The 21,806-nt window shown below is 63.6% G+C and carries 22 protein-coding genes; 9 read left to right on the top strand and 13 right to left on the bottom strand.

Going from position 1 to position 21,806, the window contains the following annotated elements; translation table 11 throughout:
- Positions 1-96: 96 nt before the first annotated feature.
- Complete coding sequence (fur, locus tag E1748_RS25990; RefSeq protein WP_006051897.1) at positions 97-525, top strand: ferric iron uptake transcriptional regulator; 429 nt, start codon at positions 97-99, stop codon at positions 523-525.
- 112 nt (positions 526-637) lie between these two features.
- On the opposite strand, the gene E1748_RS25985 is transcribed toward fur, so the two are convergent.
- The 3 genes from E1748_RS25985 to E1748_RS25975 form a co-directional block, all read right to left on the bottom strand.
- Positions 638-1,156 carry an ureidoglycolate lyase gene (locus tag E1748_RS25985; protein ID WP_133650131.1) on the bottom strand — a complete coding sequence of 173 codons (519 nt, stop codon included), beginning with the start codon at positions 1,154-1,156 and terminating at the stop codon, positions 638-640.
- Positions 1,157-1,168: 12 nt separating this feature from the next.
- Complete coding sequence (gene alc, locus E1748_RS25980) at positions 1,169-2,179, bottom strand: allantoicase (protein ID WP_133650130.1); 1,011 nt, start codon at positions 2,177-2,179, stop codon at positions 1,169-1,171.
- 76 nt (positions 2,180-2,255) lie between these two features.
- On the bottom strand, positions 2,256-3,587 hold the full coding sequence (locus tag E1748_RS25975; RefSeq protein WP_133650129.1) for a C4-dicarboxylate transporter DctA: 1,332 nt from the start codon (positions 3,585-3,587) through the stop codon (positions 2,256-2,258).
- Between the two features lie 215 nt (positions 3,588-3,802).
- Here E1748_RS25975 and E1748_RS25970 point away from each other — a divergent pair, with 215 nt between their 5' ends.
- Positions 3,803-4,489: a FadR/GntR family transcriptional regulator gene (locus E1748_RS25970; protein ID WP_133650527.1), complete on the top strand. Its 687-nt coding sequence runs from the start codon at positions 3,803-3,805 to the stop codon at positions 4,487-4,489.
- A gap of 85 nt (positions 4,490-4,574) precedes the next feature.
- Here the strand turns inward: E1748_RS25970 and gap are convergent, their stop codons facing one another.
- Together gap and tkt are read right to left on the bottom strand one after the other, a co-directional pair.
- Positions 4,575-5,585: a type I glyceraldehyde-3-phosphate dehydrogenase gene (gene gap / locus E1748_RS25965; RefSeq protein ID WP_133650128.1), complete on the bottom strand. Its 1,011-nt coding sequence runs from the start codon at positions 5,583-5,585 to the stop codon at positions 4,575-4,577.
- Positions 5,586-5,678: 93 nt separating this feature from the next.
- Positions 5,679-7,709 carry a transketolase gene (gene tkt / locus E1748_RS25960; protein ID WP_133650127.1) on the bottom strand — a complete coding sequence of 677 codons (2,031 nt, stop codon included), beginning with the start codon at positions 7,707-7,709 and terminating at the stop codon, positions 5,679-5,681.
- Between the two features lie 327 nt (positions 7,710-8,036).
- Here tkt and speE point away from each other — a divergent pair, with 327 nt between their 5' ends.
- The 3 genes from speE to E1748_RS25945 all read left to right on the top strand — a co-directional run bounded on the left by speE (position 8,037) and on the right by E1748_RS25945 (position 10,207).
- A complete protein-coding gene (speE, locus tag E1748_RS25955; protein WP_133650126.1) occupies positions 8,037-8,906 on the top strand; it encodes a polyamine aminopropyltransferase in 870 nt (289 codons plus the stop codon).
- Between the two features lie 98 nt (positions 8,907-9,004).
- The gene (locus E1748_RS25950; protein ID WP_133650125.1) at positions 9,005-9,418 is read left to right on the top strand and encodes a VOC family protein; all 414 of its coding nucleotides are present in this window, start codon (positions 9,005-9,007) and stop codon (positions 9,416-9,418) included.
- Between the two features lie 33 nt (positions 9,419-9,451).
- Positions 9,452-10,207, top strand: a complete 756-nt coding sequence (locus E1748_RS25945; protein WP_240766789.1) for a 16S rRNA (uracil(1498)-N(3))-methyltransferase — start codon at positions 9,452-9,454, stop codon at positions 10,205-10,207.
- A gap of 102 nt (positions 10,208-10,309) precedes the next feature.
- Here the strand turns inward: E1748_RS25945 and E1748_RS25940 are convergent, their stop codons facing one another.
- The 3 genes from E1748_RS25940 to E1748_RS25930 all read right to left on the bottom strand — a co-directional run bounded on the left by E1748_RS25940 (position 10,310) and on the right by E1748_RS25930 (position 13,973).
- Complete coding sequence (locus tag E1748_RS25940; protein ID WP_205965298.1) at positions 10,310-10,879, bottom strand: barstar family protein; 570 nt, start codon at positions 10,877-10,879, stop codon at positions 10,310-10,312.
- Between the two features lie 7 nt (positions 10,880-10,886).
- A complete protein-coding gene (locus E1748_RS25935) occupies positions 10,887-11,297 on the bottom strand; it encodes a ribonuclease (protein WP_133650122.1) in 411 nt (136 codons plus the stop codon).
- A 381-nt stretch (positions 11,298-11,678) separates the two neighbouring features.
- Positions 11,679-13,973 (bottom strand): NADP-dependent malic enzyme, encoded by a 2,295-nt coding sequence (locus tag E1748_RS25930; protein ID WP_133650121.1) that lies wholly within the window; start codon positions 13,971-13,973, stop codon positions 11,679-11,681.
- Positions 13,974-14,192: 219 nt separating this feature from the next.
- Between E1748_RS25930 and thiL the strand changes: the two genes are divergently transcribed.
- The 4 genes from thiL to E1748_RS25910 all read left to right on the top strand — a co-directional run bounded on the left by thiL (position 14,193) and on the right by E1748_RS25910 (position 16,859).
- Complete coding sequence (gene thiL, locus E1748_RS25925; protein ID WP_133650120.1) at positions 14,193-15,185, top strand: thiamine-phosphate kinase; 993 nt, start codon at positions 14,193-14,195, stop codon at positions 15,183-15,185.
- Positions 15,175-15,744 (top strand): phosphatidylglycerophosphatase A family protein, encoded by a 570-nt coding sequence (locus E1748_RS25920; RefSeq protein WP_205965297.1) that lies wholly within the window; start codon positions 15,175-15,177, stop codon positions 15,742-15,744. Before thiL ends, E1748_RS25920 begins: the two co-directional genes overlap by 11 nt.
- Positions 15,745-15,769: 25 nt before the next feature.
- Entirely contained in the window at positions 15,770-16,270 is a 501-nt protein-coding gene (locus E1748_RS25915; RefSeq protein WP_133650119.1) for a CinA family protein, read from the top strand.
- Between the two features lie 70 nt (positions 16,271-16,340).
- Positions 16,341-16,859, top strand: coding sequence for a cupin domain-containing protein (locus E1748_RS25910; RefSeq protein ID WP_133650118.1), 519 nt, complete (start codon positions 16,341-16,343; stop codon positions 16,857-16,859).
- Between the two features lie 30 nt (positions 16,860-16,889).
- Here the strand turns inward: E1748_RS25910 and pyrF are convergent, their stop codons facing one another.
- From pyrF to araH, 5 genes are all read right to left on the bottom strand, one after another.
- Positions 16,890-17,705 (bottom strand): orotidine-5'-phosphate decarboxylase, encoded by an 816-nt coding sequence (gene pyrF / locus E1748_RS25905; RefSeq protein ID WP_133650117.1) that lies wholly within the window; start codon positions 17,703-17,705, stop codon positions 16,890-16,892.
- An 86-nt stretch (positions 17,706-17,791) separates the two neighbouring features.
- Positions 17,792-18,871, bottom strand: coding sequence for an aldose 1-epimerase (locus E1748_RS25900; RefSeq protein ID WP_133650116.1), 1,080 nt, complete (start codon positions 18,869-18,871; stop codon positions 17,792-17,794).
- A gap of 152 nt (positions 18,872-19,023) precedes the next feature.
- On the bottom strand, positions 19,024-19,941 hold the full coding sequence (locus E1748_RS25895) for an SMP-30/gluconolactonase/LRE family protein (RefSeq protein ID WP_420819352.1): 918 nt from the start codon (positions 19,939-19,941) through the stop codon (positions 19,024-19,026).
- Entirely contained in the window at positions 19,938-20,738 is an 801-nt protein-coding gene (locus E1748_RS25890) for an SDR family NAD(P)-dependent oxidoreductase (protein ID WP_133650114.1), read from the bottom strand. Before E1748_RS25890 ends, E1748_RS25895 begins: the two co-directional genes overlap by 4 nt.
- 36 nt (positions 20,739-20,774) lie before the next feature.
- Entirely contained in the window at positions 20,775-21,791 is a 1,017-nt protein-coding gene (gene araH, locus E1748_RS25885; protein WP_133650113.1) for an L-arabinose ABC transporter permease AraH, read from the bottom strand.
- Positions 21,792-21,806: the final 15 nt, after the last annotated feature.

The following is a 21,806-nucleotide window of genomic DNA, read 5'->3' as shown; positions in this document are numbered from 1 at the left end:
ACAAGCCGCGCGAGTTTCATTCCGTCGAAGATGGCCTTGAACAGCAAAAACACATTACTATTAGAGCCGTGCATTGTACTCTAGGGTTCCCTTGTCATGACCAATCCAACCGATCTCAAGAACATCGGGCTCAAGGCGACCCTACCGCGCCTCAAAATCCTCGAGATTTTCCAGCATAGCCCGGTCCGCCATCTGACTGCGGAAGACGTCTACCGCAACCTCCTGCATGAAGAGCTCGATATCGGGCTCGCGACGGTTTATCGCGTGCTCACGCAGTTCGAACAGGCAGGCCTGCTGTCGCGCAGCAACTTCGAATCGGGCAAAGCGGTCTTCGAGTTGAACGAAGGTTCGCATCATGACCATCTTGTGTGTCTCGACTGCGGTCTCGTCGAAGAATTTTTCGACTCCGAAATCGAAAACCGCCAACAGTCGATCGCGAAGGAACGCGGCTTCAAGCTGCAGGAACACGCGCTCGCGTTGTACGGTGCGTGTACGAAGGAAAACTGCCCGCACCGGAAGCATTGACGCGTATTGCGCCTGATAGTTTCAACGCTTCACAGCAAAAAGGCCGACAGTGATGTCGGCCTTTTTTCGTCTGGATGCGGCAACGCAAATACGCGAACACTCAGCCGCAATCTCAATGTGACGCATTCATCTCCGCTTCGGACTCCATCACGAGTTGCAGCGTCGCCGGCAGCGTAATTTCATCGCAGTTCGGTTGCGTGCCGCCACGATCCACGACGACGAAATCGCTGACGCGCTCGAGTGCAAGCAGCGGGTGATGCCACACGCCGCGCGCATAGTTCACGCCCTGCCAACCATCGCTGACGAACGCACGCATCCGCGCGAGATCAAGTTCGCCGGCAGGCGCGACGACGACGAGATAGCGAACGTCCGCGAGCGGAACGAATGCCTGGCTGCCGTGCGGATGCCGCTCCATCATGTCGATCTCGACGGGTAGCGTCCGCGGCTGCGCGCGAAACAGGTTGATCAGCGGACGTCCACCGTCCGCGCAGACATCGACGCTCGCCAGATCGTGATAACGCTCGGTCGTGCCGCCGTTGATCGGAAAATGCCGCGCGCCCACCAGTTCGATCACGTCGCCGAACGGTGCGAACGCTGCGCGCGTCAGACGCTCCACTCGCAGGGTCTTCATCGATCGCTCCCGTTACGCGAGTTCGCCCCACAGACGCAACCGCGATACGCCGCCATCCGGGTAGATGTTGAAGCGCACGTGCGTCACCGGTCCGAGCGACGCGAGTTCCGCCGCGAACGTATGCACGTGATCCATCTGCAGCTTCTGTTCGTCGAGCAGCACCGGCCAGAACATCGCCTGCGTGACCAGCGAGTCATCAGTGCCGCCCGTGACCGACGCCGCCTGCAGCGAGCAGCGATCCGGGAAATTGCCCTTGAAATGCGCGGTGTCGACTTCGATCCGGCGAATCGTGCCCGGCCGTGCAAGCGCGACGATCGCCCAGTCGTTGCCCGGCTCACGACGGCGCCGCGTTTCCCAGCCGTCGCCCATGTTCACGCCGCGTCCGGGCATCAGGATCTGCGATGCGGGTCCGAAATGCTGGTTGTTCGCAGCCACGAGATACGCGCCGTTTTCGATCGCCGCGAGATCGACGAGACTGCCGCGCTCGACGCTCTCCCATTCGCGCTTCGGCTGTCCATAGACGCGCAGACGCGCGAGGCCGCCGTCCGGATACAGATTCACGCGCAGGTGCGTGAACCCGCGCGCGTCGTTCACTTCGATGTAGTGATGCTGGTTGCCCTGCAGCGTCGTCGCAGGGACTAGGACTTGCCACTGCGCGTCAGCGGGCGGTATGTCGTCAGTGCTGTGGCACGCGTCGATCGATGCGGCCGGCGGGAAGTTACCGGTGAAGTGGCTCGTATCGAGGTCGACGCCATGCACGATCCCGGGACGCGCGAGCCGCACCACGCAGTGATCGTGTCCCGTCGTGCGCTTGCGGCGCGTCTCCCAGCCGTCCATCCATTTGCCGTGCTCGTCGTACTTGCCGGGGATGAACACCGCGGGTTGCGGATCAAGCATCCGTTCTTTCGGCGCGAAGAATTCGTCGCTGGCGAACAGCGCTTTTGCGCCGAGCCGCGGATCGGCGAGATTCATGTAGCGGCGCGTGAAGGCCGGGGCATTCGGATCGAGAGTGGGAGTCGCCATGATGTTTTTTTCTCGTGAGTGAAAGAGGCAGACCTTGGGTCTGCCGAAACCTGTGCGAAGTTGGCGACAGTGCGCGTTACAGCACCGGAGCAGCGTGCTGGCCTGCGAGACGTTCTTCGCCCGACTGGTCGCCAGCGGGGACGTAACGCAGTTCCGGGTCCTGGTTCAGCACGCGCGTTGCACGCGCCCTGTCGATATCGTTTTCCCACACGGCGACGACGACGGTCGCGACGCAGTTGCCGATCAGGTTCGTGAGCGCACGCGCGATGCCGACGAACCAGTCGACCGGCAGGATCAGCACCAGACCGAGCACGGGGATCGCCGGAATCGCGGAGAGCGTCGCGGCGAGAATCACGATCGCCGAGCCGGGGATGCCGTGCGCGCCCTTCGACGTCACCAGCGACACCAGCACGACCACGATCAGATCGTGAATGGAGAGCGGCGTGTTGGTGGCCTGCGCGATGAAGATCACTGCGAGCGTCAGATAGATCGAGAAGCCGTCAAGATTGAACGAGTAGCCAGTAGGAATCACAAGACCGACCGTCGAGTCTTTCACGCCCATCCATTCGAGTTTGCGCATGACCTGCGGCAGCACCGCATCGGACGACGCCGTGCCGAGCACGATCGACAGTTCTTCGCGTAGATAGCGGATCAGCTTGAACACGCTGAACCCCGACAGACGCATCACGACACCAAGCACTACGGCAACGAACACGATGCAGCTCGCGTAGAACACGATGACCAGCAGGCCGAGCTGTTTCAGCGACGCGACGCCATACGTGCCGGTCGTGAACGCGATCGCACCGAGCACGCCGAGCGGCGCGAGCTTGATGATGAAACCCATCACGCGGAAGAACACCTGCGCCAGTTCATCGATCAGGTTATTGACGCGCTGCGCCTTCGGACCGAGCAGCGACAGCGCCGAACCGAACAGCACGGAGAACACGAGAATCTGCAGGATGTCGCCCTTCGCGAACGCGTCGGTGGCCGTGTCGGGGATGATCTTCAGCAGGAAGGCCGCGGTGTCCTTCAGGCTCTTCGCGTGCTCGGTGTAGGTCGCGAGCGATGCCGCATCGAGCGAGTGGAGATCGATGTTCATGCCCACACCCGGCCGCGTCGCATACGCGAGCACGGCGCCGATCAGCAGCGCGATCGTCGTCATCACCTCGAAGTACACGACCGCCTTCAGGCCGACCCGCCCCACTTTCTTCAGATCGCCGGCGTGCGCCATTCCGCTCACCACTACGCAGAACACGATCGGCCCGATCACCATCTTGATGAGCTTCAGGAAGCCGTCGCCAAGCGGCCGCAACGATTGCGCGAAGTGAGGAAACAGCGCGCCGATCACGATGCCCGCAACGAGCGCGATCACGACCCGGCCAAACAGCGAATTGAAAAACTTCGACACGGCCTTCTCCCGGTTTCGGATTCATCTGTTCATACTGGTCTGACCAGACCTGTTATGGTGGATAGTAGGAAGCCGATATAGTCGCGTCAAGGCTGAAAGTAGCCGTGTTTACCCGAGTGATCTTGGGATTGTCCGGGACCTTTTGCAGCGCTTCCATGTAGCTCGCGCGAATGCGCACTACAATGCAGGTCAGACCAGCAAAATCTGTCGAGATGATGAAGAACGTCCCGCATACCGTGACCGATGCCGCTGTCGAGAAGATCCGGCAACGAATCGAGGCCGGCGTGTATCCGGTCGACAGTCTGTTGCCTGCGCAGCGTCAGCTGTCCGAGGAACTGGAGATCAGCCGCGCATCATTGCGCGAGGCGCTGACGACGCTCGAAGCGCTAGGCCTGCTGATGATCCGTCCGGGCAAAGGCGTGTATGTGCAGAGCGCGCAGGTGTCGCATGCACACGCGTGGCGTTTCGCAGAGCAGTCGCCGCCGCCGGATACGTATCAGATGCGCTTTGCGCTTGAGGGCTTCGTCGCGCGGATGGCAGCGCTCGCGATCAGCGACGCCGACATCGAATGGCTCGAGGAGAATCTCGCCGCGCTGCAGGGCGCGCTGTCCGACAACGAACTCGATGAAGCCGCGCAGCTCGATTTCGACTTTCACATGCGCATCGTCGCGATTGCCGGCAACGCATCGATCGAGTCGATCCTGCGCAGCAGCGCGGACATCATGAAGGAAAGTCAGCGGATGCCGTTCTATCGGCGCGAACTCGTGCTGTCGACGTTCCACGAACACCGCGCGATTCTCGACGCGTTGAAGGCGCGTGACAGCGTCGCTGCGGGCCACGCGATCGAAACGCACATCAAGAATGCAGCGCAGCGGGCGGGGGTTTATTTTCCGACGCCGTAGCGACGCAACGTAGCGTCGCAAAATAACCAGCCCATAAAAAAACCGCTCCGAAGAGCGGTTTTTTTCAACCTGCAGCAACCGATACTTACTTCGCGTTCGCGAATGCAACAGCCGTATCGAGCATCCGGTTCGAGAAGCCCCATTCGTTGTCGTACCAGCTCGACACCTTCACCAGACGACCCGACACCTTCGTCAGCGTTGCATCGAACGTCGACGATGCCGGGTTGTGGTTGAAGTCGATCGACACCAGCGGCGCCGTGTTGTAGCCGAGGATGCCCTTCAACGAACCTTCCGACGCTTCCTTCATGATCGCGTTCACTTCTTCGACCGTCGTGTCGCGCTTCGCGATGAACGACAGATCGACGATCGACACGTTGATCGTCGGGACGCGGATCGCGTAGCCGTCGAGCTTGCCGTTCAGTTCCGGCAGCACGAGGCCAACCGCCGATGCCGCACCCGTCTTCGTCGGGATCTGGCTGTGCGTCGCCGAGCGCGCGCGGCGCAGATCTTCGTGATAGACGTCGGTCAGCACCTGGTCGTTGGTGTACGCGTGGATCGTCGTCATCAGGCCGTTTTCGAGGCCGATCTGATCGTTCAGCGGCTTGACGAGCGGCGCGAGGCAGTTCGTCGTGCACGATGCGTTCGAGATCACCGTGTGCTCGGCTTTCAGCGTGTGATGGTTCACGCCGTAGACGATCGTCGCGTCGACATCCTTGCCGCCCGGCGCCGAGATGATTACCTTCTTCGCGCCGCCCTTGATGTGCGCGCTCGCCTTTTCCTTCGTCGTGAAAAAGCCCGTGCATTCCAGCACGACGTCGACGCCCAGTTCGCCCCACGGCAATTCGGCCGGGTTGCGGTTCGCGAGCACGCGGATCTTGTCGCCGTTGACGATGAGGTTCTCGCCGTCCACCGTGACTTCGCCCGGGAACTTGCCGTGCGCGGTGTCGTATTGCGTCAGGTGAGCATTGGTCTTCGCATCACCGAGGTCGTTGATCGCCACGATCTGGATGTCGTGCTTCTTGCCGTTTTCATAGAAGGCGCGCAGTGTGTTGCGGCCGATCCGGCCGTAGCCGTTGATTGCGACGCGAATCGTCATGGTCTATCTCCTGATGGCAAAAAAATAAATCGATCCGTCCGGCGGACGGCAGGCTTCGACGTGCGCGCACGCCGCATGCCCACCGTCAACCAGTTAACCCAGTGCGGCCTTCGCCGTTTCCACCACATGCTCGACGGTAAAGCCGAAATGCTTGAACAGCACGCCAGCCGGAGCCGATTCGCCGAACGTGTCGATCCCGACCACGCCGCCTTCCAGACCCACGTACTTGCGCCAGAAATCCGTCACGCCTGCTTCGATCGCGACGCGGCGCACGCCTTGCGGCAACACGCGCTCGCGATACTCGGCATCCTGCCGGTCGAACACGGTCGTTGCCGGCATCGACACGACACGCGCCCCGATCCCTTCGCGTGCGAGTAGTTCGACGGCCTTCAACGCGAGTTCGACTTCCGAACCGGTCGCCATCAGGATCACCTTGCGCGCGGGGATATCGTCGTTCCAGTCGCGCAGCACGTAGCCGCCCTTCGCGACGTTCGCGATCTGAGCATCGGTACGCGTCGAGAACGCGAGGTTCTGCCGGCTGAGGATAAGGCACGACGGGCCATGATGCGCGATCGACTGCGTCCATGCGACCGCTGTTTCGACCGTATCGGCCGGGCGCCACACGTCCAGATGCGGAATCAGCCGCAGGCTCGACACGTGTTCGATCGACTGGTGCGTCGGACCGTCTTCGCCCAGACCGATCGAATCGTGCGTGAACACGAAGATCGACGGCGCTTTCATCAGCGCGGCGACGCGCAGCGCGTTGCGGCTGTAGTCGGAGAACGTCAGGAACGTGCCGCCGAACGGCTTGTAGCCGCCGTGCAGCGTGATGCCGTTGAGCGCCGCGCTCATGCCAAATTCGCGCACGCCGTAGTTCACGTAATTACCCCACTGGACGCCGGTCTCACCGTCGCGCGTCGCGCGCACCGGCTTCGCTGCCTTCCAGTTCGTGAGGTTCGAACCGGTCAGATCGGCGGAACCGCCGAGCAGTTCCGGCAGTGCCGCGGCCAGGCCTTCGATGGTTTGCTGCGATGCCTTGCGCGTCGCGACGGTTTCCGCGCGTTCGTTCGCGCCGGCGATGATTGCCTGCGCCTTCTCGGCCCAGTCGGCCGGCAGACGCTTCGAGCTACGACGCTCGAACTCGGCGGCTTCCTGCGGGTACTTCGCCTTGTACTGCGCGAACGCGTCGTTCCACGTCGCTTCGGCACGCTTGCCGGATTCCTTCGCATCCCACGCCGCGTAGACCTCTTGCGGGATCACGAACGGCTCCCACTTCCAGCCGATCGCCGCACGCGTCTTCGCGATTTCTTCGGCGCCGAGCGGCGCACCGTGCGCGTCGTGGCTGCCGGCCTTCGTCGGTGCACCTTCACCGATCACGGTCTTGCAGCAGATCAGCGTCGGCTTGTCCGACTTCTTCGCTGCGACGATCGCGGCGTCGACCGCATCGACGTCATGGCCGTTCACGTGCGGGACCACGTTCCAGCCGTACGCTTCGAAGCGCTTCGGCGTGTCGTCGTGGAACCAGTTCACCACTTCGCCGTCGATCGAAATGCCGTTGTCGTCGTAGAACGCGATCAGCTTGTTCAGCTTCAACGTGCCCGCGAGCGAGCAGGCTTCGTGCGAAATGCCTTCCATCAGGCAGCCGTCACCGACGAACACGTACGTGTGGTGATCGACGATTTTCGCATCAGGCTTGTTGAATTCGCCGGCGAGCAGCGCTTCGGCGAGCGCCATGCCGACCGCGTTCGCGAGACCCTGGCCGAGCGGACCCGTGGTCGTTTCGACGCCCGGCGTGATGCCGTATTCGGGATGGCCCGGCGTCTTCGAATGCATCTGGCGGAAATTCTTCAGCTCGCTGATCGGAAGATCGTATCCGGTGAGGTGCAGCAGCGAGTACAGCAGCATCGAGCCATGACCGTTCGACAGCACGAAGCGATCGCGATCGGCCCATTGCGGATTGGTCGGGTTGTGGCGCAGATGGCGCGACCACAGCGCCACGCCGATTTCGGCCATGCCCATCGGCATGCCGGGGTGGCCGGAATTCGCCTGTTGAACGGCGTCCATCGCCAGCGCGCGGATCGCGTTGGCCATCAGGGAGGTGGGAGCGGGAGACGAAGTCGTCATGTCGAGTCCGGAGATCGGGTCCAAAAAGCGGGGCGCGGGCGGAGGTCCGGAAGCTCGACGGCCGGTCCGCCGACGCGCACGATGCGGCGCCTGAAGACGCGAGACGGGCAGAGCAAACGGACGAGGCTGCAAAGCGGGTCATTCTAACAGATCGTCGGCTGCGAGCCGCGCGCGGTGGCGTTTGGGACGTGATTCACGACGTGATTTGCGACGCGGTTCGCGAAGTGTTCGCGGGGCCCTTCGCGTGGACTCGCGGACGCAGGGCGGCCACGGCGGTGGCCACTATAATCCGGCCATCGACACCCCACGCACCGTGCACTCGCCGCCGTGACTCCTCCGCTGCTTTTCCGGCCCGCGCCGGACTTCGTCTACGGTTTTCCGGACGCGACGCGCATCGCAAGCGTCGACTCGCGCTATCAGCACATCGAGGTGTGGGAGACGTCGCAGCTGGGTCGCCTGTTCACGCTCGACGGCCGCCCGATGACTTCAGCCGGCGACGAGTTCATCTATCACGAGTGCATGGTTCATCCGGCCGCGCTCACGCATCCGGCGCCGCGCGCGGCGCTCGTGCTGGGTGGCGGAGACGGCGGCGCGGCTAAGCAGTTGCTGAAGCATCCGGGCATCGCGCGGATCGTCGTCGCGGAACTCGATGCCGATGTGGTTCGCCTCACGCGCGAGTATCTGCCGGAGGTGCACGACGGTGCGTGGGACGATCTGCGTGTCGAGCTGATCATCGGCGATGCGGCGCAGTTCGTCGCGCAAACGCGCGAGCAGTTCGATCTCGTCGTGTTCGATCTGACGCCACCCGATTCGCCGGCGGCCGGGCTCTACACACCGCACTTCTACGCGGCACTGAAGCGCGTGATGACACCGGGCGCAGCGCTGTCGATGCATCTAGGCGCGCCGCAATTTCATGCGCCCCGAATCGACGCACTGCTCGCCGATCTGCGCGCTTCGTACGCGGTGGTCCGTACGATGGCCGCGTTCATCCCGCTATATGGCTCGCGATGGACGATGGCAACCGCAAGCGACACGCTCGACCCCGCCGCGCTCACCGAGACGCAAGCGGAACAGCGCCGGCGCGAGCGTCGCATCGACGGCCTGCGCTGGTACGACGCGACACTTCATCCCGGATTATTTGCTGAACCTTACGCAGCCCGCGATAAACTAACCGGAGTCTTACCGCCCTTGCGGTGACGTCGGCGCATGCCGCCGTTCGACCGGTCGCACCGATCGTCGAACGTGAGGCACGCAGCCTGCGAACCGCTTCGACGCCCCTGGTTCCGGAGAAATTGATGACTGCCTCTCGCCCAACCGGTGTGCCCTGGTTGACCCCGTACATGACCGTGCGCGACGCTCGCTCGGCGACTGCGTTCTTCGAAGCGGCGTTCGGTTTCGCCGTGCGCGACAGCGTGCAGGACGACGGCGCAGTGATGCACGTCGAGATGACGTATCAGGATCAGCTGATCGTGATGTTCGCGCCCGAGGGCGCGTTCGGCTCGACCGCGAAGACACCGAAGAGCGCCGAGACCGTTGCGCCACAATCGTTCTATCTGTACGTCGACGACGTCGATGCGGTCTATACACGTGCACTGGCTGCGGGCGCGAAGTCGTTGAGCGAACCGCAGGACCAGTTCTGGGGCGACCGCTTCGCGCAGATCGAGGATCTCGACGGCTATCGCTGGGCGCTCGCGCGCCGGATCTCCTGAGCACCCTCTGTGATTTTGTGATTTCGTAACTGCATGAGCGCCGCTTCGATGCCCCGTTTTTTTGTCGATCAATCTCTCCGCTCAGGCGACGTGACTCCACTTCCCGACGACGTGATGCGTCACGTGCAGGTACTGCGACTGCAGACGGGCGACGCGCTGGTGCTGTTCAACGGCGAAGGCGGCGAGTACCGCGCGGAGCTGGTGGAAGTCGAACGCCGGTCGGCCTCGGTGAGGATCGGCGAATTCAGCGCGTCGGAGGCGGAGCCGCCTTACCGGTTGACGCTCGCGCAAGGCGTGGCCGGCGGCGACAAGATGGACTGGCTGATCGAAAAGGCCGTCGAACTCGGCGCATCGAGCTTCGTTCCGCTGATGACGGCGCGCAGCGTGGTGCGTCTCGCCGGCGAACGCGCCCAGCGCAGACAGGCGCATTGGCAAGGCATTGTGCGCGCCTCATGCGAGCAGTGCGGACGCAATCGCGTGCCCGACGTCGCAGCGGTCCGCGACTTCACGACATGGCTCGACGCACTGCCGCCCGTTCCCGCCACCAACGAACTACGCCTGCTGCTTTCGCCACGTGCCGCACTCGACTTCGCCGCACTGCCAGCCGAGCCGCCGAGCGACGGCATCACACTGCTGATCGGCCCGGAAGGCGGCCTTTCCCCCGACGAAGAAGCCGCGGCAATCGCGCAGGGATTCACAGCCGTCGCGCTCGGACCTCGCGTACTGCGCACCGAGACTGCCGGCATCGCCGTGCTGGCGGCGCTTGCTGCACGTTGGGGCGGATGGTAAGACTCACGTAGATCCGAACAAAGAAATCCGCACGTAGAAAACAGCAAGGCCCGCTATAAAAGCGGGCCTTGCTGTTTTACTGCGGAGAAGATTCGCAGACGCTCAGGCAAACGAATAAAACACGCGGAATGCCACCTTGCGTTCGGCCCAGAACTCAGCCGCTTCGCGGAACACGTCGAGCAGCGTTTCGCGCCCATCCTTGTCGAATTTCTGCGCAACCGGCAATGCCTCGAGCACGATCACGAAACCTGGCTGCGCGCCGGCCTTCTGAACCAGGTCGGTCAGACAGTCAAACAGCGCATCGTAGTTCTTGCCGAAGTGCTTCGGAAACAAAAACGATGTCGCAATCGTTTCGAGCACTTCCTGTTTCGATTGCGCACACGCGCATTGCGCATACAGAAAATGCTGACCGAGCTGCTGCGCTTCGTCGGCCAGATCCTGCACGCGAAACGCGCGAATCGACTGTACGATATTCGGTCGTACGGTCTTGAAAAGAGTCATGGCTCCCTCATTCGATGAAAGCACCGTGCTGGCTTCGCTCTGGTTGTCCCGGTCGTGACCGGGGGCGCGCATCTGCATGACGCGCTGAAACAGGTTGCCGTCGCCGGCCGCGAAAAGATCCGTCGCGACTCCGGTGTCGTGCGCGTAGACGTTGTCGCTCATGCCTTTCATCCCAATATCATTCAACAATACGTTTAAAGCTGGTGTAGTGGTCGTCGGAGTAAAAACAGTTGTCGGTTCGTCCCAGCGGTCCGCCGCAGACGATACGCCGCGCGCCGCGGTTACGCGCACGAGGCGTGGGAACGGTGTATTCGTGATAAAAGCCGCGCCGATGCGGCGGTAGCAACCGCTCGCGATTGCCGAATACGATGCCGTCCTTCTCATACGGGTAAGGCCCGCCTGCTGCAATCAAGTTCAATGTATTGACTGCTTCGCGCGGCAATTGTGCCGCCGCGACGGTGCCCTGCGCCTGAACATTTGCTGCGGCTGCATAGTCTCGCGCAAAAGCGTTCGGGACCAGCCCTCCGCAGAGACTGCCAGCCGTCAGTGCGGCGGCGAGCACGCCATTGCGGAGCCACTTGCGTGCCATGAATCAGGATTCCCGTTGTTGGATCACGAGTTTGACGACCATGAAAGCCGTAAGGGTATCGCTAATGGCCTTTGGAATCAATGTTCGTGCGCCGCCGGAAAGGTCCGGAAAGGGGCGAAAACCGCCCTCATACGGTAATTTTGACAAGTCTTTACAGATTTTTATCTCTGCGAGGATAAAATTATCTCGTCGCCGTGCGGAAATGCTGTTTGGGTGTCTGCCGTGCTGGATGCGAATTTGATCGCTCGAATCGCGTCCGGCATATTTTGGACGACATTCCCCTGTTCGTCCGAGGCGTGCCCGTCGCAGGCACGCCTTCTTTTTATTCCCGACCGGCCGCGCTCGTGGCCATCCGTCCCGTCACGAGCGCGAGCCTCACGCCTAGCGCGCCGCGCTCACGTCGGCGACGAGCAGCGCCGTCATGTTGACGATCCGGCGCACCGTCGCGGACGCCGTCAGCACGTGCACCGGCTTCGCGGCGCCGAGCAGCATCGGGCCGATCGCGATGTTGTTGCCGGCCGCAGTCTTCAGCAGGTTGTACGAGATGTTTGCAGCGTCGATGTTCGGCAGCACCAGCAGATTCGCGTCGCCTTCCAGCGTCGATTCCGGCAGCACTTCGCGACGCAGGTTCGCGTCGAGCGCGACGTCGCCGTGCATTTCGCCGTCCACCTGCAGGTCAGGCGCGCGTTCGCGCAGCAGCTCGAGCACGTCGCGCATCTTTTGCGCGGACGGTGCGTGGCTCGTGCCGAAGTTCGAGTGCGACACCAGCGCGATCTTCGGCTCGATGCCGAAGCGGCGCACTTCTTCCGCAGCCATGATGGTGATTTCGGCGAGCTGCTCGGGCGTCGGATCGACGTTCACGTGCGTATCGACGAGGAAGATCTGCCGGCCCGGCAGCACCAGTGCGTTCATCGCGGCGTACACGCTGCAGCCTTCGCGCTTGCCGATCACCTGATCGACGAAGTGCAGGTGACGATGCGTCGTGCTGATCGTGCCGCAGATCATCCCGTCGGCTTCGCCCTTCTTCACCATCATCGAGCCGATCAGCGTCGTACGGCGACGCATTTCGAGCTTCGCCATCTGCTCGCTGATGCCCTTGCGCGCCATCATCTTGTGATACGTCTGCCAGAAATCGCGATAACGCTCGTCGTGATCGGTGTTGACGACCGTGTAGTCCTGGCCCGCCGTAAGCCGCAGACCGTAGCGCGCGATACGCTGTTCGATCACCGCCGGACGGCCGATCAGGATCGGCTTCGCAAGCTTTTCATCGACGACGATCTGCAAGGCACGCAGCACGCGCTCTTCTTCGCCTTCCGCGAACACGATGCGCTTCTTCTCCGGCTCGACGCTACGCGCCAGCTGGAAGATCGGCTTCATCGTCGTGCCGCTGTGATAGACGAACTGCTGCAGATGCTGTTCGTACGCGTCCATGTCTTCGATCGGCCGCGTCGCGACGCCGGAATCCATGGCCGCCTTCGCCACCGCCGGCGCGACCTTGACGATCAGACGCGGATCGAACGGCTTCGGAATCAGATATTCCGGCCCGAACGACAGATCCTGAATGCCGTACGCGGTCGCGACGATGTCGCTCTGTTCCTGACGCGCCAGTTCGGCAATCGCGTTGACCGCGGCGATTTCCATTTCCCGCGTCACCGTCGTCGCGCCTGCATCGAGCGCGCCGCGGAACAGGAACGGGAACACCAGCACGTTGTTCACCTGGTTCGGGTAGTCCGTGCGGCCCGTGCACAGCACAGCATCCGGCCGCACTTCGAGCGCGACTTCCGGCAGGATTTCCGGCGTCGGATTCGCGAGCGCGAGGATCAGCGGCTTGTCCGCCATGCCCTTGACCATTTCCGGCTTGAGCACGCCACCGGCCGACAGACCAAGGAAAACGTCCGCGCCGCCGATCGCCTCAGCGAGCGTGCGAGCATCGGTTTCGCGCGCGAAGCGCTCCTTGTCCGGGTCCATCAGTTCGACGCGGCCCTTGTAGACCACGCCGGCCAGGTCGGTGACGGTAATGTTTTCGAGCGGCAGACCGATATCGACCAGCAGATCCAGACAGGCCAGCGCCGCTGCGCCCGCGCCGGACGACACCAGTTTCACCGTCTTGATGTCCTTGCCGACCACCTTCAGACCGTTGGTGATCGCGGCGGCGACGACGATCGCGGTACCGTGCTGGTCGTCGTGGAAGACCGGAATCTTCATCCGCTTGCGGCATTCGCGCTCGACGATGAAACAGTCCGGCGCCTTGATGTCTTCGAGGTTGATCCCGCCGAAGGTCGGCTCCAGCGCGGCGATCACGTCGACGAGCTTGTGCGGGTCCGACTCGTTCAGCTCGATATCGAACACGTCGATACCGGCGAACTTCTTGAACAGCACCGCCTTGCCTTCCATCACCGGCTTCGACGCGAGCGGCCCGATGTTGCCGAGGCCGAGCACCGCGGTGCCGTTCGTCACGACGCCGACGAGGTTGCTGCGCGCGGTGAAGCGCGCGGCATTCAGCGGATTCTCGACGATCGCCTCGCACGCGAACGCAACGCCGGGCGAGTAGGCCAGCGCGAGGTCGCGCTGGTTGATCATCTGTTTGGTCGGCGCGATCGCGATTTTCCCAGGCGTGGGGAACTCGTGATAATCGAGTGCGGCTTCGCGAAGTTTGCTCTGAGCGGGATTCGACATAAGGCGGGCTTAAGGGTGCGGATTAGAATAGAAGTTCGACGCATTGTAGCGCCAATCCCAGGCCCGATCCCTTCAGAAAGGGTACAACTGCCGCACCCGAAACAGCGCAGGCGAGCCTGGCGAAAAGACGGTACAAAACGTTGTCTGCCTCATCGTTGAAATCACGATGCCCACTTTTAGCTGCATTTTCCGATCGCTTTCAGGCCACCGCTCACCGTCATGCTGTCCGAGTTCTCGTTGATCGACCGCTTCTTTGCCCGCCGAGCGGCGGCGGCTCCCGCTCGGCCGGAGGTACCGCTCGGCATCGGCGACGACTGCGCGCTGATCGCGCCGCCGGCTGGCGAGATGCTCGCCATTTCGACGGACATGCTGGTCGAAGGCCGCCATTTCCTTGCGGATGTCGATCCGCATGCGCTCGGTCACAAGGCGCTGGCCGTCAATCTGTCCGACCTCGCCGCGATGGGCGCACGACCGCTCGCGTTCACGCTCGCGTTCTCGTTGCCGCGTGCGGACGCCGCGTGGCTCGAAGCATTCAGCAACGGCCTGTTCGAACTTGCGGAGCGCTTCGCTTGCCCGCTCGTCGGCGGCGATACGACAGCGGGACCGTTGAACCTGTGTCTGACGGTGTTCGGTGCCGTGCCGCCGCAGCAGGCACTAAGACGCGACGCCGCGCAGCCCGGCGACGACGTGTGGATCTCCGGCACGCTCGGCGATGCGCGCGCGGGACTCGGCGTGTTGCGCGACGAATGGCAATCGAACGCAGCCGATGCGGCCATGTTCCGCCGCGCGCTGGAACGTCCGGAGCCGCGCATCGAACTGGGCCTCGCGTTGCGCGGCATCGCGCACGCGGCGCTCGATCTGTCCGATGGACTCGCGGGCGACCTGCTGCACATCCTCGAACGCTCGAAGGTTAGCGCGACGATCGATGCGGACGCGGTGCCGCGTTCGGATGCACTACGACGCCTGCCGCTCGACGTGCAACGACGCTGCACGCTCGCCGGCGGCGACGACTACGAGCTGTGCTTCACTGCATCGACCACCGCGCGCTCAGCGATCGAACAAGCAGCGCGCGCGGCGCGCCTGCCGGTCACGCGCATCGGTACAATAAACGCTCTTCAAACGGCGGCCTCTCCGGCGATCGCGTGGCGCGACGCGGACGGCGCGCCGCTCACCCTGACGTTGCAAGGCTTCGACCACTTTCATGCAGACTGACCCCTCGCTCGGCACCGCCGACGATCTGACTGGCCGTCCCGCTCCGACAGACCCAAGCCCTGGCGATCGTCCGCCGCCGCGTCGCGCGACCTCGCGCTTCATGCTGTCGCATCCGCTGCACATCCTGTCGCTCGGATTCGGCAGTGGCCTGTCGCCGATCGCGCCCGGCACCATCGGCACGCTGTTCGCGTGGGCATCGTTCGCGGCATTCAGCCACTATCTGACGGTGATCGAATGGGGCGTGCTGATCGTCGTCGGTTTTTTTGCCGGCATCGGCATCACCAGTTTCACCGCGAAGCGGCTCGGCACCGACGATCCGTCGCCGGTCGTGTGGGATGAAATCGTTGCGTTCTGGCTCGTTCTACTGATGGTCACGCCGGTCACCGTCACCGGCCAGCTGTGGGCGTTCATCGTGTTCCGCTTCTTCGACATGGTGAAGCCGCCGCCGATCCGCTATTTCGATCGCCGGCTGAAAGGTGGCTTTGGCATCATGTTCGACGATCTTGTCGCTGCATTCTTCACGCTGCTCGTCATCGCGCTGTGGCGTATGTCGGTCTGACCGACACCCGATACCGGATTTCCGCATGTCTACCGATTCCGTCGTTCACCAGTTGGCCATCCGCGTCGGCAACCGTCTGCGCGACGAGCGATTGATGCTTGCTACTGCCGAGTCCTGCACCGGCGGGATGGTCGCCACCGCGATGACCGACATCTCCGGCAGCAGCGGCTGGTTCGAACGCGGCTTCGTCACGTATTCGAACCAGGCGAAGAGCGAGATGATCGGCGTGCCGGCCGAGATGATCGACCGGCACGGTGCAGTCAGCGAGCCGGTCGCGCGTGCGATGGTCGAAGGCGCGCTGCGCAACAGCCGCGCGCAGGTCGCGCTGTCGATCACCGGCGTCGCCGGCCCTGGCGGCGGCACCGAAACGAAGCCGGTCGGCATGGTGTCGTTCGGCTGGAGCAACCGGCTGCACACCGCCGTCGAAACCGTCGTGTTCAAGGGCGATCGAAAACAGATTCGCGCACAGGCCGCCGCGCATGCGCTGCGCGGCGTACTCGCGCTGCTCGACGAGCAGGAGCGCTGATTCACGTCGCTGTTCCGTCCACGGCGCCTCGCGCGCCGCGCCATCGCAGACCACCATCGAGCACTCACCGATGCAAAACGCTGCCCTCGACCAAGCGACGCTGATCCAGCGTTTCGATCTGCAGCCGCATCCGGAAGGCGGCTTCTTCCGAGAGACTTATCGCGCTGCGGCGACGGTTCATCGCGACGGCACCGCTGAACCGCGCTCAGCATCGACGGCGATCTACTACCTGCTGTGCGACGGCGCGCATTCGTCGTGGCATCGGATCCGCTCGGACGAGGTCTGGCATTTCTACGCGGGCTCGCCGCTCGACGTGCACGTACTCGACGACGCAGGCCGTCTCGTCACGCATCGTCTCGGCGATGCGCTCGCGCATCCGGGTACGGTGTTCCAGGCAGTGGTGCCCGCAGGCTTGTGGTTCGCTGCGGAATGCGAGGATCCGGCGAGCTTTGCGCTCGTTGGTTGCACGGTCGCGCCGGGTTTCGAATTCAGCGAGTTCGAACTCGCCGATGCGCGTGCGTTGCAGGATCAGTGGCCCGAGCATCGCGAGTTGATCGCGCGGCTAGGGCCCGCAGCACCGCGCGCTTGAGACACTCAAGACGCGCGATGTGCCAGCCGATCAACGCGACGCGTTAATCGTATCGCGCGTCTGCTTCGCCGCAGCCGCAGCAACCTGCGCGAAGTCGTCGCCCTTGCCCGCGTAGATGATCGCGCGCGACGAGTTGATCAACATCCCGGTGCCGTTGGCCGTGCGACCAGCCCGCACCGTCGCTTCGACGTCGCCGCCCTGCGCACCGATGCCGGGAATCAGCAGCGGCATATCGCCGACGATCCCGCGCACCACCTCGATCTCTTTCGGAAACGTCGCACCGACGACCAGCGCCAGCTCACCGCTCGCATTCCACTTCTGCGCGGCAAGCTGCGCGACCACCTGATACAGCGGACGTCCGGCCGTATCGAGAAACTGCAGATCCGAGCCGCCCGCGTTCGACGTGCGGCACAACACGATCACGCCCTTGCCCTTGTGCTCGAGATACGGCTCGATCGAATCGAAGCCCATGTACGGATTCACGGTCACCGCGTCGGCACGATAGCGCTCGAACGCTTCGATCGCGTACTGCTCGGCGGTGCTGCCGATGTCGCCGCGCTTCGCATCGAGAATCACCGGTAGACCCGGATGCGCGACGTGGATGTGGGCGATCAACTGTTCGAGCTGGTCCTCCGCGCGATGTGCGGCGAAGTACGCGATCTGCGGCTTGAACGACGACGCGTACGGTGCGGTCGCATCGACGATCGCGCGGCAGAAATCGAAAATCGCGTCGGGCCGGTTGGCCAATGCGCCGGGGAATTTTGCAGGGTCGGGATCGAGGCCGACGCACAGCAGCGAATTCGTGCGCTGCCACGCGTCGTTGAGCGTCTGGTTGAAAGAGGACATGAGCAAGCTCGCGACGAGCCGATAACGGAAGAGGGCTCTATTTTACCCGGCCGCGTGCCGGTGTCCGTGGAGCCCGTCAGTCCCGCTCAGTCTCCAGCGAACGCGCGACGTTTCGGTCGGGCGCCGGCCATCTCGCGCAAGCCGGTGCGCTCAACCGTAAAGCGGAATTCGCGTGCAAGCCGTGCGCCGCGCGCGAGCATCGTCATCCCGTGCTCGGCTGCGCCGCCGGGCAGATTCGCCGCGTTGATCGGATGATCGACCGGCTCGAAGCAGAAGAACGGTTCGCCGGGCGGCGCGTACAGCACGTAGTAATCGGTGTTCGCCGCGACCGTCAGCGACAGGCGGCGTTTCGGCCATGCGACCGTCGCCTGGCCGCTCCAGCCGGTGAACGCATGATTGACGATCGCGCCGGGCAGCGGATACGCGACGCCGAACTGCCACGCGGGCGGCGCCGGCACGTGTCGAACCGGCAGCCAGTCGTCGCCGGAGAGCCATAGTCCTGCGGCGGATGCAGCCAGCACTGTGTCGTCGTCGCGGACCAGAAACGGATGCACGCCGAGTCCGAACGGCAGCGTGTCGCGACCGACGTTCTCGATCTCCAGCGCAATGGTCAGCGTCGAGCCTTCGAGCGTGCAGGTTTGCTGCGCGCGATACGCGTACGGTTTGCCAGCACTGCGATCGAGCGTGAGCCGCACACGTTCGGCGCTCGCCTCGGCGACATCCCATTTCGCGAGCCAGCCGTCGCCATGAATCGGCAACGGTTCGGCGGCGCGATTGCGCGGCACGTCGATCGTCCGTCCGCCGACGCTGAAGCTTCCGCCGCCGATGCGGTTAGAAAACGGCAGCAGCGGGTAGCACGCGAGTTCGTTCGGATCGGTATCGGCGGCGACGTGACGGCAGGGCCGGAAGATCGGCACGTGCTGTCCGTCGCTGCGCCAGTCGAAGCGCGTAATGCCGCCGCCGAGCATCGGCGCGACGTCCAGACGCAGATGCGCGTTGGCCAGCGTGACGCATGCGACGTCGCCGGTCACGCCGGCACCGATCGCGACCGCCGACGTGCTCGGCCCAGGCAACACCGGTTGCGATGCCGCAGCGGCAAGCCGCGCGCGACGCAGCCGGTTCGATGCGGACGTAGCAGATGAAGAAGCAGAATTCGCGACAGTCATGTCAGGCTCCATCGAGAGGCGTGGACACCGCAGCCATCGGTGACGGCTGCTGAGGGCGGCTCGCACACGGCGCCGCCTCTTCAGGTCTGTAGTGCATGCTGCGAACTGCGTCGTGCAGATTCAAAAACTCGGCGATTCAGCGACTCAAACACTCAGCGACGTGGGCGCCCGAGAAAAACCGGTTCCGGCAAGCCACGCCGTGCAGGCGTCGCGATGAACACACCGCCCGCGAACGGATCGTCGGCGAGCGCCGCCGCGTCGAGACCGACACGCGCACTCGTCGTGTACAGCGTGCCGAGTTGCGCGCCGCCGAACGCGACGCAGCTCGGTTGTGTCGTCGGCACGATCACGCGTTCGGTTTCGTTACCTGCTGCGTCGTAGCGAACGACGCGCGCGCCGCCCCATTGCGCGTTCCACAAGCCGCCGTCGCGATCGATCGTCGAACCGTCGGGCTCGCCGGTCGCATCGGTCAGACGCGTGAACACGCGATCGTTCGACACGCGGCCATCCGCGCTGTAATCGCACGTGCGGATCTCGCGGGTCGGCGAATCGCAGTAGTACATCGTCGCGCCGTCGGGGCTGAACGCGATACTGTTCGAAATAGCAGGCGCCGGCAGCGGCAGCCGTTCGAGAGACAGGTCGTGACCGAGCCGGTAGAAGCCACCGATCGCCTGCACCGGCGACGCTTCGTCCTTCGTGCCGAACACGAAGCGACCCTGACGATCACAGCGACCGTCATTCACACGCGTGTTCAGACCTGGCTCGACGTCGACGATAGATTGCAGCACTTCACCCGTGTTCAGATCGAAGAACGCGAGCCGCGATGCGAGACCGAGCAGCAGCCGATGCTCGTCGCCGCACAGCGCAAACGTCGCGAGCCGTTCGGGCATCGCCCAGCTGGTGCTGCGGCCGTCGCGCGGATCGTAGCGCCACAGCCGCGCGCCTTCGATGTCGGTCCAGTAGAAGCGGCCGCTGCGCGCGCACCACGTCGCGCCTTCGCCGAGCGCGCACTTCGCGTCGACGGCAAGCGATGCACGCAACGTGCGCGACGTGCCCGGTGCAGCACTCACGCCCAGCCTCCATCGACGATCACGTCCTGCGCGGTGATCATCCGGCTATCGTCGGAAGCGAGGAACAGCGCCATCCGCGCGAGATCGGCGGGCAGCAGTTCTTCGTCGATGCACTGGCCTTCCTTGATCTGGCGACGTCCCGCGTCGTCAAGCCACAGACGCTTCTGCTTCTCCGTCATCACCCAGCCCGGCACCAGCGTATTCACGCGAATACCGAACGGTCCGAGGTCGCGCGCGAGTCCGCGCGTGAGCCCCTGCACCGCTGACTTCGACATCACGTACACCGGATAGCCACCGTTCTTCAGCATCCAGCTGATCGAACCGAGGTTGACGATCGAGCCGCTGCGCGCAGCCTTCATGTCTTCCATCACCGCCTGCGCCGCGAAGAACTGGTGACGCACGTTCACCGCGATGCCCGCGTCGAACGATTCGGGCGTTACTTCGGCGATCGTGTGACGGCGATCGTTGGCCGCGTTGTTGACGAGCGCCTGGATCGGGCCGTGCGCCGCCTTCACGTTGGCGATCGCTTTACGCAGCGCGTCGATGTCGGTCAGATCGCAACGCAGGAACAGCGGCTTGTGACGCGAATCGCCGAGCTTGTCGGCGAGCGCTTCACCCGCGCTCGCATCGATATCGAAGAACGCGACGCGTGCGCCCTGCGCCGCGAAATGCTCGACGAACGACTCGCCGATGCCGGTCGCACCACCGGTGATCAGCACCGAGCGGTCGACGAGACTTGGGTAACGTGCGTACGGGTTGTCCGCCTGATGGACGGTGGCGTTGGCCGGTGAGGACATCGTTCGTTCCTTGGTAGCGTGTAGGATCGGTTGCGCTCAGTCGCGCGCGCCGCGGTTCTTCAACTGGTCGAGCAGCACGGCGGCAAGCAGGATCGCGCCGCGCACGAGGTACTGATAGAACGCGTCGATGTTCATCAGGTTCATCACGTTCTCGACGGTGCCCATGATCAGCACGCCGATCACGACGCCCGAGATCGTCGCGCGACCGCCGAGCAGCGACACGCCGCCCAGCACGCACGCGGAAATCACGTTCAGTTCAAAGCCTTCTGCCGCGTTCGGCTGACCCGACGTGATGCGCGACGCGAGAATCACACCGGCAAGCGCGGTCACCGCGCCCTGAACCAGGAAGATCCACACACGCGTGCGTTCGACGTTGATCCCCGCGAGCCGCGAAGCTTCCGGATTGCCGCCGATCGCCAGCGTATTACGGCCGTACACGGTCTGGTTCAGCATCACACCGAACACGATGAAGCACAGCAGCGTGACCCAGATCGGCAGCGACACGCCGAACATCGACAGACCGCCGAGCGCGATGAACGTGTCCGACGACACACCGACCGCCTGACCGTGCGACACGATGAAACCGAGGCCACGAACGATTTCCATCGTGGCGAGCGTCGTGATCAGCGCGTTGATGCGCAGGTACGCGATCACCGCGCCGTTGACGAAGCCGATCGCCGAGCCGGCCGCAACCGCCGCCACGATCGCGATAAACGTATTGCCGGTCGCGTTCAACACCATCGCACACAGCACGCCGGCGAACGCGACGATCGAGCCCACCGACAGATCGAAGTCTCGCGACGCGAGACAGAACATCATCGTGCACGACACCATGCCGATCTGCGAGATCGACAGCGCGAGGCCAAGCATGTTCTCGATCGAGAAGAAATGATCGACGGTCAGCGACATCGTCGCGAACATCACGATGAAGATCACGATCAGGCTGTACTCGGTGACGTGCTGCCACCATTTCTGCTTGTCGTTGCTCTGCGGAATCAGCGCGTCGGCTGCGCTCTTGGCGGCCTGTTGCGCGAGGTTTTCTCTGGCTTGCATGTCTTTACTCCTCCC

Origin of the sequence: Paraburkholderia flava (assembly GCF_004359985.1) — a bacterium.
In the GTDB taxonomy this organism is placed as follows: domain Bacteria; phylum Pseudomonadota; class Gammaproteobacteria; order Burkholderiales; family Burkholderiaceae; genus Paraburkholderia; species Paraburkholderia flava.
The sequence above is the reverse complement of the archived record's forward strand: the minus strand, read 5'-3'. Positions and strand labels throughout refer to the sequence as shown.